This window comes from Marinobacter salinus (genome assembly GCF_001854125.1).
Taxonomy (GTDB): Bacteria; Pseudomonadota; Gammaproteobacteria; order Pseudomonadales; family Oleiphilaceae; genus Marinobacter; species Marinobacter salinus.
Window position 1 is genome coordinate 318637 of the sequence record NZ_CP017715.1, and the last position, 14083, is coordinate 332719.

Sequence of the window (14083 nt, forward strand, 5' to 3'; positions counted from 1 at the left end):
TGCACGACGCAATCGCATACAGTCGTTACGAGGCTCGAAAGCGCGGTGAGATAAATCAGTAATGGGCGGGCGGGTCCGGAAAGTACGGAAGACGACCCCGGTGCCGCGCGATGTCAGCGATAACGGGAGGGCGATTGAAGTGCATGCAGCCGAAGGACCTTGCGGTCATGGTTGCTCCGTCAGTCAAACTTGAACGACGATCATACGTGGCCCGTCCCGAAGGTCAAGTCAACTTGTCATTGATCAAGGGTATAATCGATATAAAATTTTATGAGGTGACATCATGAAAGCGAGTTACCCGAACCTGCTGAAGCCGCTGGACCTGGGCTTCACCGAACTCCGGAACCGTGTACTGATGGGGTCCATGCATACCGGCCTGGAAGACAGGTTCTGGAATATTCACAAGTTTGCCCGCTATTTCGCAGAGCGGGCGGAGGGTGGTGTTGGCCTGATGGTGACCGGTGGTTATTCACCAAACTTCGCAGGCCAGCTCGCGCCACTGGCTTCCACTATGAATAACAGGGGTACCGCATTACTGCATCGGCATGTCACAGGCTCGGTTCACGAGGCCGGGGGCAAGATTTGTCTGCAGTTGTTGCACGCAGGCCGCTATGGCTACCAGCCTCTGATTGTTTCGGCTTCCGCCACCAAAGCTCCAATCAGTCCATTCAAGGCAAGGGCTCTCTCGACGAAGGGCGTCGACAAGCAGATAGGTGATTTTGTCAAAGCGGCGAAGCTGGCGAAATTCGCAGGCTATGACGGCGTCGAGGTCATGGGTTCCGAGGGCTATTTTATTAACCAGTTCCTCTGCGAACGCACCAATAAACGGTCTGACAAGTGGGGCGGGTCTTACGAAAACCGAATGCGTCTGCCGATCGAAATTGTGCGCCGCATTCGGGAGTCCGTGGGGCCGGAATTTATCATCATTTACCGGTTGTCGATGCTGGATCTCGTGGAAGGCGGCCAGACGTGGGATCAGATCGTGACGCTCGGGAAGGCTATCGAGCAAGCGGGCGCGACTATTATCAATACGGGTATTGGCTGGCACGAGGCGAGAGTGCCAACCATTGTGACATCCGTGCCCAGGGGCGGATTCGCCGATGTGACAGCCAAGTTCTACGGTGAGGTGGCGATTCCGGTTTGTACGACGAACCGGATCAATACCCCCGAAAAGGGCGAGGAAATCCTGGCAGCGGGCAAGGCCGATATGGTGTCTATGGCCCGTCCATTGCTGGCCGACAGCGAATTTGTTCGCAAGGCCGAGCAAGGTCGTGCCGACGAAATCAATACCTGCATTGCCTGTAATCAGGCATGTCTTGATCACGCGTTTCAGGCCAAACGGGCCTCCTGTCTCGTTAATCCACGGGCCTGCCATGAAACCGAACTGATTCTGACTGTGGCGGCCGTTGCCAGACGTGTTGCGGTAGTGGGTGCCGGCCCAGCCGGTCTCGCCGCGGCGACAACGGCTGCGAAACGCGGACACCAGGTCACGCTGTTTGATGCGGATGGGCAGATTGGGGGGCAGTTCAATTACGCCAAACGGATTCCCGGCAAAGAGGAATTCTACGAGACCCTTCGCTACTTCCGGCGCCAGATCGAGTTGCTTGACATCGACCTCCGGCTCAATACCCGAGTCGACGCTGGATTGCTCGGCAGTGGTGACTTTGACGATGTGATTGTCGCAACGGGTGTGAAGCCGCGAACCCCTGATATCGAAGGGATTGACCATCCGAAAGTACTGGGGTATCTGGATGTGTTGCGTGATAACAAGCCCGTTGGCGAAACCGTCGCTGTAATCGGTGCCGGAGGCATCGGCTTCGACGTCAGTGAATTTCTGACTCACGATTTCAGTCATCACCCCGAGGGCGAACAGGTCAGCGTGGCAGACTGGCAGGCCGAGTGGGGTGTTGATCCGGAATTCGACGGGCCGGGCGGGCTTGCCGAGCCCAAACCCACAGGATCACCGCGCAAGATCTATCTGATGCAGCGAAAGACCGGCAAGGTTGGCGGTGGGCTCGGGAAAACCTCGGGCTGGGTTCATCGGAGTAGCCTGAAGCATCGGGATGTTGAAATGCTTCGGGGCTGCAGCTACGAGCGAATTGATGATGCCGGGCTGCATATCACGATTTCGGACCAGGACGGCCAGGTTCAGGAGCGTCGCGTACTTGCGGTAGACAATGTTGTTATCTGCGCTGGCCAGGAGTCGTATCGGGACCTTTTTGACCAGATCGAAGCAGGTGGCGTTAAAGCGCATCTGATCGGTGGCGCGGATGTAGCCGAGGAGTTGGATGCGAAGCGGGCAATTCGCCAGGGAACCGAAGTTGCCGCGAATATTTAACAGATATGGCCTGAAATGACCGGTTTATGACATTCTGCGTCACTCGTTACCGGATAACAGATTTCAGGGCAGCGGAAATGGCTTCAGCCTCTGCTTCAAGTACCTGGCATCGCAGACTGTTACCCTGCAGAAGGGCCCGGGCGAGCTGTTTCTGTTTCATATCATAGAGCCGGCTGAGAATATGGGACTGGCTCTGTTTAATCGGTGCGTTCATGGTTTACCTCCCCACTTTTACACCTGTGTCGACAATATTTACGTTTGCCATCGGATTTTGGGTTTTCATCAGCCAATGATGCATAACCCGGGCCATGTCACCTCCGGGTTAGCGGCCGAATCGGGATCGGTAGGCTCCGGGAGCCACACCTGTATATTTGCGGAACAGTCGACTGAACGGGCACACGTCTTCATAACCGATAGAGTTGATGCTTTCGTTAATCGAGCGCCAATGGTTGGTACGACAGTGATATCAGCCATAATTATGTCATAAATGCCGGTTTTTTATCCCCGGTTCCTGTGACACCCTGTGTGCCATAAACAGGAGAACCAAGCATGACTGACACTCTCATCGACCGCCGTGACCTGGCGTTCCAGCTCTATGAAGTCCTCGATACAGAAGCTCTGGCCGAACGTGAGCGCTTTAATGAGCACAGTCGGGATACTTTTGACGCTGTTATTGAAACCGCAGACCGTATGGCTCGCGACAAGTTCGCAACCCACAACAGTGCGGCAGACAAAGACGAGCCGAAGTTCGTCAATGGCGCGGTGGAAATGCTGCCGGAAGTGAAGGAGGCTTTTGACGCCTACTCGGAAGCTGGATTCATCGCCGGCCGATACGACTATGATCTGGGTGGGATGCAGTTGCCTGAGTCCGTGATGGCTGCCTGCAACGGCTTCTTCACTGCAGCCAATGCCGGCACCGCGGGCTATGCGTTTCTGACCACAGCAGCTGCGAATCTCATTCGCGTGTTCGGCAATGACAAGCAACAGGCCACCTTTTTGCCGCATATGCTCTCGGGCCGCTTCTCCGGGACCATGGCACTGACTGAACCCCATGCGGGCTCCTCACTTGCTGATATCCGAACCTCGGCGACCCCAACCGAGGAAGGTCATTACCTGATCAAAGGTGCCAAAATCTATATCTCTGGCGGCGAACAGTCGATTACCGAAAACATCGTTCACATGGTGCTGGCCAAGATCAAGGGGGCTCCGGCCGGTGTAAAGGGAATTTCCCTGTTCATTGTGCCCAAGTTCCTGGTTAACGAGGAAGGTAATCCCACGGAGCGTAACGGCGTGAACCTGGCGGGCCTGATCCACAAACTGGGCTATCGTGGTACCACCTCCACGGCGCTCAGTTTCGGCGACGATGCGCCGTGCCATGGGTATCTGGTGGGCGAGCCACACCAGGGCTTGAAGTACATGTTTCAGATGATGAACGAGGCCCGTGTAGGTGTGGGCTTCGGCGCGGCTGTGATCGGTTACCGTGGCTACATGCACAGCCTCGAATACGCCAAGGACCGGCTGCAGGGCCGCAAGCCCTCTGAAAAGAACCCTGAAGCACCCCAGGTGCCCATCATAGAACACGCCGACGTACGCCGGATGTTGCTGGCCCAAAAGGCCTACAGCGAAGGTGGTCTGGCTCTTTGCCTGTATGGCGCGCGCCTGATGGACGACCAGCACACTCACCCCGATGAACAGAAGCGCCTGGAGGCCGGAAAGCTGCTGGATCTGTTGACTCCGGTGATCAAAGCATGGCCGTCCGAATATGGACCAAAAGCCAACGACCTCGCTATCCAGGTTTATGGCGGCGCCGGGTACACCCGTGAATATCCAGCGGAACAATGCTGGCGTGACAATCGACTAAACCCGATTCACGAGGGCACCAATGGCATCCAGGCGCTGGATTTGCTCGGTCGCAAAATCTGGCAGGATCAGAGCCATGGCTTGCAGCTGCTCATGCAGCAAATGCAGATTGATCTTGAAGCTGCCACGTCTGACCGATGCCAGCAGTGGGCTCTGTCCCTGAGCGAGACCCTCCAGCAAGCGGTAAAAGTAACCCAGAGTCTGGGCAAATCCCTGATGAGCGAAAATCCGGACAAGGTGCTGGCCAATGCTTCCTGCTATCTGCATCTGTTCGGCCATATCATTGTGTCCTGGATGTGGCTTCGCCAGGCCAATGCCGCAGAAAAAGCGTTGGCCTCCGCAAACAGCGATGAAGAGCAAAACTTCTATCAGGGCAAGCTCCAGGCCGCCCAGTACTTCTTCCACTGGGAGCTGCCCACCGTAGCGCAGGATCTGGTATTGCTGAGAAATCAGGATGACACCTGCCTGAACATGAAGGCTGAATGGTTCTAGGGTTGCTCCGGTAACGGACACCGGGTTATGTGTGAACTGAACATGGCCTGGGGTTGGCGAAATACGGATTTGTGAGCCAGACTTTCAAGGCCGCCCCGCGGGCGGCTTTGTCTCGGCAAGTTGGGTAAATAAACAATAAAAAAACTCGACCACAAGGAAAGATCGGCCATGACAGCGTCCAGTTCTCCATTCGTAATCGCAAACGTCTCGGTTCACGACAGGCTTCGCCAGTTCCTCAGCTCGGGCAGGCTGCTCGAGATTGTTTACCGGGATAGCGCCGGCCAGATTTGCACGGTTCACGATGTTATCCGGGACCAGTTCAGCCGGGCTGGCCAGGAATTTGTACTGCTCGGCAGGGGAAATATGATCGGCATTGATCATGTAGTCACCATAGATGGCGAGCGCCTCCCGGTAAGTCAGTATTAACCAAAGGGTAATAGGGCCGTAATTGTATGTCTCGGGTCATGGCCTTACCCTGTCCTGCGTTGTAAAGACCGACCAACAGAGGGATATGGTTATGAACAGGTTTACAGTAGGCACATTCGCGGTGGTTATGAGTCTTGGCCTTGCTGCGTGCAGCTCGGAAGACGAAGGCGGCATGGATGTCGAGCAGGCTGCGGATAACGCCGGAGACATGATGGAAGACGCCGGTGACGCCACCGAAGAAACCCTTGAGGAAGCAACCGGGCAGGATGAAGGCGCTTTGGGTGAGCTTCAGGAGGGCGCGGAAAACGCTGCCGATGAAATGGGTGACGCAGCCGAAGAAGCCGGCGACTCCATGAAAGAGGGCTATGAGGAAATGACCCAGTAATTTCCACAGGTTTATTGGGTAGAGGTAGAGGCCTCTACCCTTAAACGATGTCCCGGATTTCGGGGAAAGCCTCCTGTACCTCTGTTCCGGTTTCCTTTGCCACAGTCACCAGCAGGTATCCCATCAATACTGTTCCCAGTGTCTCAAACCGTTCGTGACCATAGGGTTGGTCGCTATCGGGGTGCGGGGCTGTCTCAAAATCGTCATGTTTCGGTAATGGCACGTAAATGTAGGTGAAACATTGCCCGTTCACCCTTTAAGTCTCACAGCAATAACACCTGATAGAGACCAAATAGGGTAACGATTATGTATCAAAAGAACGGAAAGTCCCTGTTCAAGCTTTCTGCGCTGGCGCTTGCTATCGCAGGTACGGCGTTTGTTGCCGGCTGCTCGGACGACGATAACGACTCATCCACCCAGGCAAGTGCTTTCGATTCCGACAATCAAAAGCTGACTCGATTGGCGACCGTTCCGCTTGGCTCGGAAGTCACCGGTCTGTTCCTGTCCGAGGAAGGGGATCTGTTCTTCAACGTACAGCATCCGTCGGATAGCAATATGACTGAAGATGCAGATGGCAACGTTTTCTCCGCGGCTGCGGTTGGCGTGATTCGGAGCGCAGACTTCGCAGCATCTGACCTTGGTTTCAACGAGCTTTCCATGCCGGCAACTGCCGAGGAAAAGGAACTGGTCCGCACGGCTATTGGTTCCTACGATGTGCTTGCACAGAACGGTGATGCTTGGGCTGGTGCTCCGACTGGCGGTATGGGTGCGATTAACACCCTGGATGGTACAGCGACCATCAAAGTCTCTAATGACCCGGATTTCAATGCCTTCATCAGTACCGGTGCCGGCGAGGGTTATCTGTTTACCAACTGGGAAGACCGCCCGGGTGGTATGAGCCGGATGAAGATCCGCAAGGATGACAATGGCAATTGGAACGTCGTTGATAACGACGTCATGATGATCGATTTCGGCACGGTAGCAGGTACTTGGGTGAACTGTTTTGGCACCCTCTCTCCCTGGGGTAACCCCCTGACTTCCGAAGAACTTTATTTTGATGCTACGGCAGACTGGAATAACTCAAACTACAACTATATCTCTGACGTTGAAGCTCTGGAAACCTATCTGGGCGAGTACCCTAACCCGTACAACTATGGCTATATCGTTGAAATCACAGAACCTACGGCAGCCACTCCCGTTCCGGTGAAAATGCGTGCACTGGGCCGTTTTTCCCATGAAAACGCCGTCGTTATGCCGGATGAGAAAACCGTCTACCTGAGTGATGACGGGACTGGTACGGTTTTCTTCAAGTTTATTGCTGATACCGCAGGTGATCTTACCAGCGGTACCCTTTATGCGGCGAAAGCGACCCAGGACGGTTCGAACGATCCAGCTGTCGCCGGGTTCGACCTTGAGTGGGTTGAACTGGCGTCGGGCGACAACGCCACAATTGAAAGCTGGGTAGCCGAGTACGACGGCATTGATCAGACTGACTTTGTCGATGGCAGCACCAGCTACATCTCTGACGCCGAGATTAATAACTGGGCTGAGGGTAAGTTGAATCAGGACCTGGACGGAGACGGCACCGTTGAGGATGACACCTTCGGTGATGACAGGGTTGCATTCCTCGAGTCCCGGAAAGCAGCTGCGGCTCTCGGTGCGACTGCCGAGTTCCGTAAAATGGAAGGTGTGAACATTAACCTGGAAGGCGCCGCTGACGGCTCTGTTCCCTTCGCCTACATGGCGATGGCCAACTTCAACGCCACCATGGGCGATGATCAGGGCGACATCCTGCTGGATGCTACCAATGGAGACTGCGGCGTGGTTTATCAGATGCCGCTTTCCCCAACCTTTGACATCACGCGAATGGTGCCGGCTATCGTGGGCGGGCCCTATGACGAAAACGCAACTGTGAATAATTGCAGTGCCGACAACATCTCTGAGCCCGATAACGTTCTGGTTCTCCGGGACGGGCGGGTATTGATTGGCGAGGATACCGGCGAGCACGAGAACAATATGCTCTGGCTGTTCGATCCGGAAGCCTGATCGATTCATTGTTGTTGACAAGCATTGGGGAGGCCGTCAGGCCTCCCCGTTTTCGTTGAAAAGTGGTGCAATCCATGAAGCGTCTATTTCTGTTTACAGTTCTTGGAGTGACGGTATCTTTATCCGGTTGCGGCGACGATGAACTGCCTTCGGTTGTCGTTCCGGAAGATTTTGAATTGGTGTCGGATGATCCCGTCCGTCCGGCTATCTCGGCTGACACCCTCTACAACCGCGAGGCCGTTATCCCGCCACAGTGCTATACCAAAACCGAGGCTGTGAATAATCCCTGCTACACCTGCCACCAGACCTATTCAGATTCTGATCGCCCCAACAGCATGGCCGATGGCTTTCTGCAGGGGGACTACAACTTCTCGGAGCTTGGTGTTCACAACCACTGGGCCAACCTGTTCGTGGACCGGCGTGATGCCATTTCCGATATCAGTGACAGCGATATCGAGGATTACGTGGACACAGACAACTACAGTGACTTTGTGGAGCGGCTGGAAGGGGATGAAAACTGGACGGGTCCGGTTCCGGCAATTGAAGACCTGGAACACGGTGCGGATGCTTTTGATGAATATGGACTTGCCAGGGATGGGAGCGGTTGGGTCGCGTTCAACTATAAGCCGCTACCAAGCACGTTCTGGCCGACCAATGGGTCCACAGATGACGTGATCATCCGTCTCCCCGAGAAATTTCGGACCGCTTCCTGTGGAGATAACGCGAACCGGTTCTCGCGGGACGTCTATTTCACCAATCTGGCATTGCTTGAAATGGCGATGAAGGACTTGCGGGAGATAACCACGCCGCCTATTGATGAAAACAGCGTCTGTGCAGATCTGAATAATGACGGGATGCTCGGCGAAGTAGTTGGTATTCAGGCAAGGGCTTCCTACGTTGGCGGTGCTGCTGGCCAGGAACTGGAGAGGATGGCTTATCCGGAGGGTACCCAGTTCATCCATACCGTGCGGTACCTGGGATTTGACGGTGGTGACATTGTTCCGTCAAAACGAATGAAGGAAGTGCGGTACATGAAAAAGGTGAAAAACTACTCAGTGGCAGAGCTGGCCTCCCTGTACGGCAATGAGCGACAGGAAAAAATTGATGGCAACCTGCCCGTTTATTCAGACCATGGTGACAAAGGGCTGAATAATGGTATGGGTTGGGAAGTTCTTGGTTTTATTGAAGATGCTGACGGGGAGCTGCGTAAGCAGACGTATCAGGAACAGATGTTTTGTATGGGATGCCACGGCACCATTGGAACAACGATTGATCAGACCTTTGCGTTTCCGAGAAAGGTCACTGGCGCAAGAGGCTGGGGTTACATCGACCTGAAAGGCATGCCCGATGTGCCGAACCTGGGTGAGCAAAAGGGCGAGATTCTGCAGTACCTTGAGCGCGCAGGCGGCGGTAATGAGTTCAGAGATAACCCTGAAATGAGGGAACGGTGGTTTAATGATGATGACTCTGTGAGGGTGGCCGAGGTAATCGCTGCCGACGTTTACACCCTTATTACTCCGAGTCGGGAGAGAGCGGTTGCACTGAATAAGGCCTACAAGGTGATTGTTGGTGAGCAGAGCTACGTGTACGGGCGCGACGCGACGATTGTGCCAGCCAGGAATGTATACCGCGAAGTTGATCCGGAAGAGGCTGCGCCACTTGAGGCTGACAGTCGGATAAGTCATTGGGACCTCCGGCTGGACTGGTAACCACCAGGCACTGATTATCGGCAAATGTCTGCCGCAAACCGGGTTGATTCTGTTACAGAATGAACCTGTTTTGCGGTTTTTTATTTCAGGAACTCCGAATCCCGCCGTTATGTACATAGAATGAACTAAAGTATGAGTTAATTAATTACGTCAATTCTTTACGCTCCATACTGGCCTTTAATAACAAAATGAGTATTGAGAAAACAAAAACGATGAGGTTGCTATGGCGTTACTCGATCGGGCAGCGATTCTTTTGGGGGTGGCAATTGCGGTCATTGTTGCTGTTGCCGGCTTTTTGGTGGCGCCATTGCTAGGGCTTGAGCCAGCGTCATTACTCATCGGTCTGATAGTGGGGCTCGCGCTGGCCGGGGGCTACCTGATAGTCCGGGTGTTGGAGCCTGTCGAACGGGGCATCAAGGGCCTGAACGACGGTTCACTGCCGGATGATCATCCGTTGCAGAAACAGTGTGCGGGTCTGCTCTCGGATGCCCGTGCTGGCCGTGCGCTGGTTCAGACGCTGGCCGGCAGTGCTGACCAGAATGCAATTTCCGCAGCTCAGGTATCCTTCGCAGCAGATCAGCTGAAGTTGCGCCTTGATCGTCAGGTGGAAGAAACGGCCCAGATGGCGGACTATGCCGGCCAGATTACCGAGACGGTTCGGGAGTCTTCCGAGCAGGCTAAGGAAGCTTCAGCCATGGCGCATCAGGCCAGCGAGACCAGTGGCGAAGGCCGCCAGGCTCTTATCGAGGCGATCGAAAGCGTACGTCAGGTGCACCAGCAATCCGGGGAAAACCTGAGACTGATTCAGGAGTTGAGCGAGAAATCCAACAAGATCCAGGGCGTAACCACGACCATTCAGAGCATAGCGGAACAGACCAACCTGCTGGCCCTTAATGCTGCGATTGAGGCAGCACGAGCCGGTGATCAGGGCCGTGGGTTTGCCGTAGTCGCTGACGAAGTGCGTCAGCTCGCGGGCAGGACCGCCCATGCCACTGGCGAAGTCGCTGAAACCCTTCAGGAAATCCGTTCCGATACTACGCTGATTGTCTCCCGGATTGAAGACCTGGCCCGGAGTGTGGAGGAAGGACTGACCTCCGTGGAAAGTGTGGGTGAGCGCCTGGATCAGATCCGGGACCAGTCCGACCGCGTTCAGCAGCAGGTGGCAAGGATCGCAGAGATTGACCAGAACAATGAGCAGAGCCTGGAACAGGTATTTTCAGCAATCGAAACGGTGCGGGACCAGATTTCCGAGAGCGATTCCAGTGTCGCTTCCCTGGCTGAGCAGGCCGCGACACTTATGGAGCTGGCAGAAAAAGCCAACGCCTCTTTTGCGCTGAACAGCGAAGCCAGCTACCACCGCGCCTTCTTCGATCAGGCCAAGTCAGGGGCAGAGCAAATCGGTGCGTTGTTCGAGCAGGCGATTCAGGATGGTAAACTTTCCGAGTCGGCATTATTTGACAAGAAGCGTGAACCGATCCCGAACACCCACCCGCCTAAATATTCCAGCGCCTTTGACAGGTTCACCGACCAGCATCTCCCGGCTGTTCAGGAACAGGTCAAAAATGCCCACGAAGCGATGGTTTTCGCTGCCGCCTGTGCTCCGGACGGCTATATACCCACACACAACCGGGACTTTGCCCATGCTCCGACCGGCGATCCGAAGGTGGATCTGGTAAAGAGCCGGAGCAAGCGTCTGTTTAACGATCGTACGGGCATCCGCTGTGGTAGCCACACCCAGGATATGCTTTTGCAAACCTATCGCCGGGATACCGGTGAAATCATGCACGATCTCTCGGTGCCAATCTATGTGAATGGCAAGCACTGGGGTGGTTTCCGCCTCGGTTATCGTCCGGATAGTCACTGACATTTACGGCGTTCGGGAAAGTGGGGCTGTGCTAGAATCGGGGTTACAGTCAAAAGGAGGTAGTCTCTTGGCCGATCCCGAATACATCCCCGCAGATTCCGATCCAATGGCCCGTCGTTCGGATCCTGCTCGCAATCTTGCAGTGGTTGTCTATATCCTCCAGGCACTCTCGTTTTTTGTCGGTGGCATTACTGGTCTCGTCGGTGTGATCATTAACTACGTCAAACTGGACGATGTTCGGAATACCTGGATAGAGCGGCATTTCCAGTGGCAGATCCGTACCTTCTGGATCGGTCTTCTCTGGACGGTGATCGGCATCGTAACCGCGCCTCTGATCATTGGCTGGTTTATCCTTCTGGGGATATCGATCTGGATTATTTACCGGATTGTCAAAGGGGCGCTGGCCTTGAACGAAGGCAAGGCTCCTTCCTGAGAAGCCGGCCTGAGAAACCGGGGCATCAGTCTTCCGTAACCTCCTCGAGGCGCATGGCACTGATCATCCCCGCCAATCCCATCACGCCCAGAGTCAGTATCACGGCCACGTTCGAAAAAGTGGATATTACGGCTGTCAGTGCGCCGGTGATCAGCAGCAAAATGCCGATCACAGTATTGCTGACCGCCGTGTAGTCTGTCCGTTTGTTGCCTCCGGCCATATCCACCAGGTAGGTTTTGCGTCCGAGCCGGACGCCGGCATGGGCGATGCTTAGTGCGAAGAAGGCGACGGGGTAGAACCAGACACTACCGATATCTGTGCCTGCAAAAAACGCGGTGACCCCGACGGCGATGCATATGCCACTTGCCATGGCGGCGCCGCGAATCATCACCCGTCGGCTGGAAGTGTCCGCCATCCAGCCCCAGAAACTGGCGCTGACGGAGCTTGCCAGGCTGCTGGCTAACAGGAAAACGCCCAACATCCAGCCAACATCCGACGCCTGTTGGGCGAGCACCACAAAGTAAGGGGATGCCAGCGCAGAGCAAAGCAGTAACGCCCGGGTAATGACAAAATGCCGGAAGGGCGCATCATCTCTTAGCAGGGAAAGGCTGGTCAGAGCCTCGGTCAGGGCGTTGCTGCCACCACCGGTCTCCCCTTCATACTCTTGCACAGCGGCGAACAAAAGACCTGCAATGACCCAAAGGCCCCCTGCCAGCAGGAGCAGCGCAGTATAGAAGCCCAGGGTGGGATCACCTCTGTCCCAGAACAGGAGGGCTGTCATGATCACAGTGGCGGTGCCGCCGAGGGTGGTGGCAAGGCCGGACAGTCGCCCCCGGCGGGTCTTGGGAATGCATTTGCCCTGGACATCCTTCATGGAGACCGAGCAAAAGCCTCTTGCCAGTGAAAACACAACCAGTGCCGCGACAATGCCGCCACCGGCGGCGTAACCCTCAAGGAACCAGACGCCGGCGGCCATGGCGACCACGCTGACGGCCTGACCAAAACTGCCAAGTGTCCAGAACCATTTTCGAACGGCCTTGCGCCTGACCCAGGCCGCAATAACCATTTGTGGCACCATGGATCCGGACTCGCGAATGGGAACGAGCCAGGCCACCAGAGCCGGTGCCCCAACGGCACTCATCAACCAGGCGAGTACGGTTTTCGGGCTGATCAGTAAATCGCCCAGCTTCGTTAACACGTTGCTGGCGAGGATCAGAAAGAAATTCCTGGGCACCTCACGACAGGCCTCAGCAGGAATGTCCTTGCAGACCCGGGCATCTTCCTCATTGGCTATCAGGCTGTAAAGCTGGTCTATGGTGTCCTGATTTCTTGCAGGCAAGGTACCGTCCTCCGGAAAATGTGCCAAAAGGATAGCAGTTACCCTGGCTATCCTTAAGGCCGGAGTATGGCCGTTCTCGCAGATCAGACCAGATGATGGTCCCAGTAAAGTGGCAGGCTGGCGATTTCTCGGGGTTTGTTATCCCGGCCGAGGCGCACCAGTTTGCCGCGGCCGGATGAGATCAGGAAATCCCCGTCAGCCAGTGCCTGTACACCGGCACAATCGGCAATGGATGCCCTGGCTACGAGATGGCCGGTGGCTCCGTTGAATATAATGGCGGTTCCACCTACCGGCGAGGCAGCAGCCACAAGGTCATTTTCCGGGTGGGCAATCACGCTTGCAATGTAATTGGCTAGGGAAGACTGGGTTTCCTCATCGAACCGGTATTCCCTCAGGGAGCCATTTTCCAGACGTGCCAATAGTGCAGGAGTTTCATACATGGGTCCCTGATACTGGTAGGCGAGATATATCCGGCCAGAGGAGCTGACATCAACGTGGCGGCTGCTCTGTTGATGGTGAGCGGGGGCAAAACGACCGACAATCTGCCCGGAATACCGGTCCATCAGGATCAATGCCGGCTTCATGGTATTGAGGTTGAGCTTGATTCGGTCGTAGTCCGGATGAGTGAGGATCCCACCGAGACCGATCACCAGGGTCTTTCCGTCCGGATGCAGGGTGATCTGGTGCGGCCCGATACCTGCCAGCTCGAAGGTATTGACCCGCCGGTAGCCTTGCCCGGCGTCGTAGACCGCGACGATGCCTTCCCCCTCTTCATAACGGTTTGCGGTGGCGTACAGCCAAAGGCCATCGGGTGAGAACACGCCGTGGCCAACAAAATGTTCGCCGGATTCGGCTGGCACCTGGCGCAGGCGATGGCCCGTGCTGGCATCCAGCACGTAGAACGACCAGCCAGGACGACGTTCGAAGAACAGTATTTCCTTCTGTCCTGGCCGGTTACAGCCACTGTGGCATCGGGCCTCTGCCGGTGCCTGCCACAATGTTTCACCTTTGCGATTGAAAGCGCTGATACCAAAGTCGCCATCAGGCAAACCGATGGCCCCGGAATAACGCTCCGGCTGATGGCCGGTCTTGCGTGGAAGAATTGAGCAGCCGGCGAGGCTTGCCGTCATGCTTCCGGCAATGGAGGCTTTCAGAAGGTTTCTGCGGTTCAGGTGCATAATGGTGTTTTCC

11 protein-coding genes are annotated in these 14083 nt (G+C 55.5%); 8 read left to right on the forward strand and 3 right to left on the reverse strand.

The genetic code is table 11. The features are described from left to right. Positions 1-283: 283 nt before the first annotated feature. The gene (locus tag BKP64_RS01575) at positions 284-2338 is read left to right on the forward strand and encodes an NADPH-dependent 2,4-dienoyl-CoA reductase (RefSeq protein WP_070965091.1); all 2055 of its coding nucleotides are present in this window, start codon (positions 284-286) and stop codon (positions 2336-2338) included. A gap of 46 nt (positions 2339-2384) precedes the next feature. Here the strand turns inward: BKP64_RS01575 and BKP64_RS19370 are convergent, their stop codons facing one another. Next, the gene (locus tag BKP64_RS19370) at positions 2385-2552 is read right to left on the reverse strand and encodes a hypothetical protein (protein WP_198402636.1); all 168 of its coding nucleotides are present in this window, start codon (positions 2550-2552) and stop codon (positions 2385-2387) included. Positions 2553-2887: 335 nt separating this feature from the next. Here BKP64_RS19370 and BKP64_RS01580 point away from each other — a divergent pair, with 335 nt between their 5' ends. The 7 genes from BKP64_RS01580 (at position 2888) to BKP64_RS01610 (ending at position 11553) form a co-directional block, all read left to right on the forward strand. Then, on the forward strand, positions 2888-4690 hold the full coding sequence (locus BKP64_RS01580) for an acyl-CoA dehydrogenase (RefSeq protein ID WP_070965094.1): 1803 nt from the start codon (positions 2888-2890) through the stop codon (positions 4688-4690). 168 nt (positions 4691-4858) lie between these two features. Then, the gene (locus tag BKP64_RS01585; protein WP_070965097.1) at positions 4859-5116 is read left to right on the forward strand and encodes a hypothetical protein; all 258 of its coding nucleotides are present in this window, start codon (positions 4859-4861) and stop codon (positions 5114-5116) included. Positions 5117-5207: 91 nt separating this feature from the next. Further along, the gene (locus BKP64_RS01590; protein WP_070965100.1) at positions 5208-5501 is read left to right on the forward strand and encodes a hypothetical protein; all 294 of its coding nucleotides are present in this window, start codon (positions 5208-5210) and stop codon (positions 5499-5501) included. Positions 5502-5807: 306 nt separating this feature from the next. Next, positions 5808-7547 carry an alkaline phosphatase PhoX gene (locus BKP64_RS01595; protein WP_070965103.1) on the forward strand — a complete coding sequence of 580 codons (1740 nt, stop codon included), beginning with the start codon at positions 5808-5810 and terminating at the stop codon, positions 7545-7547. A 74-nt stretch (positions 7548-7621) separates the two neighbouring features. Continuing rightward, positions 7622-9256 (forward strand): hypothetical protein, encoded by a 1635-nt coding sequence (locus tag BKP64_RS01600; RefSeq protein ID WP_070965106.1) that lies wholly within the window; start codon positions 7622-7624, stop codon positions 9254-9256. Between the two features lie 223 nt (positions 9257-9479). Beyond that, positions 9480-11120, forward strand: a complete 1641-nt coding sequence (locus tag BKP64_RS01605; protein ID WP_070965109.1) for a methyl-accepting chemotaxis protein — start codon at positions 9480-9482, stop codon at positions 11118-11120. Between the two features lie 67 nt (positions 11121-11187). Further along, positions 11188-11553: a DUF4870 family protein gene (locus BKP64_RS01610; RefSeq protein WP_070965112.1), complete on the forward strand. Its 366-nt coding sequence runs from the start codon at positions 11188-11190 to the stop codon at positions 11551-11553. Between the two features lie 25 nt (positions 11554-11578). Here BKP64_RS01610 and BKP64_RS01615 read toward each other — a convergent pair whose 3' ends face one another. Next, complete coding sequence (locus BKP64_RS01615; RefSeq protein ID WP_070965115.1) at positions 11579-12892, reverse strand: MFS transporter; 1314 nt, start codon at positions 12890-12892, stop codon at positions 11579-11581. A gap of 83 nt (positions 12893-12975) precedes the next feature. Next, positions 12976-14070 (reverse strand): DUF1513 domain-containing protein, encoded by a 1095-nt coding sequence (locus tag BKP64_RS01620; protein ID WP_070973506.1) that lies wholly within the window; start codon positions 14068-14070, stop codon positions 12976-12978. Positions 14071-14083 lie beyond the last annotated feature (13 nt).

What these genes read in the sequence shown, in the direction of transcription:
- BKP64_RS01575 (WP_070965091.1), top strand. Translation starts at nt 284, where the DNA reads ATGAAAGCGAGTTACCCGAACCTGCTGAAGCCGCTGGACCTGGGCTTC.
- BKP64_RS19370 (WP_198402636.1), bottom strand. Translation starts at nt 2,552, where the DNA reads ATGAACGCACCGATTAAACAGAGCCAGTCCCATATTCTCAGCCGGCTC.
- BKP64_RS01580 (WP_070965094.1), top strand. Translation starts at nt 2,888, where the DNA reads ATGACTGACACTCTCATCGACCGCCGTGACCTGGCGTTCCAGCTCTAT.
- BKP64_RS01585 (WP_070965097.1), top strand. Translation starts at nt 4,859, where the DNA reads ATGACAGCGTCCAGTTCTCCATTCGTAATCGCAAACGTCTCGGTTCAC.
- BKP64_RS01590 (WP_070965100.1), top strand. Translation starts at nt 5,208, where the DNA reads ATGAACAGGTTTACAGTAGGCACATTCGCGGTGGTTATGAGTCTTGGC.
- BKP64_RS01595 (WP_070965103.1), top strand. Translation starts at nt 5,808, where the DNA reads ATGTATCAAAAGAACGGAAAGTCCCTGTTCAAGCTTTCTGCGCTGGCG.
- BKP64_RS01600 (WP_070965106.1), top strand. Translation starts at nt 7,622, where the DNA reads ATGAAGCGTCTATTTCTGTTTACAGTTCTTGGAGTGACGGTATCTTTA.
- BKP64_RS01605 (WP_070965109.1), top strand. Translation starts at nt 9,480, where the DNA reads ATGGCGTTACTCGATCGGGCAGCGATTCTTTTGGGGGTGGCAATTGCG.
- BKP64_RS01620 (WP_070973506.1), bottom strand. Translation starts at nt 14,070, where the DNA reads ATGCACCTGAACCGCAGAAACCTTCTGAAAGCCTCCATTGCCGGAAGC.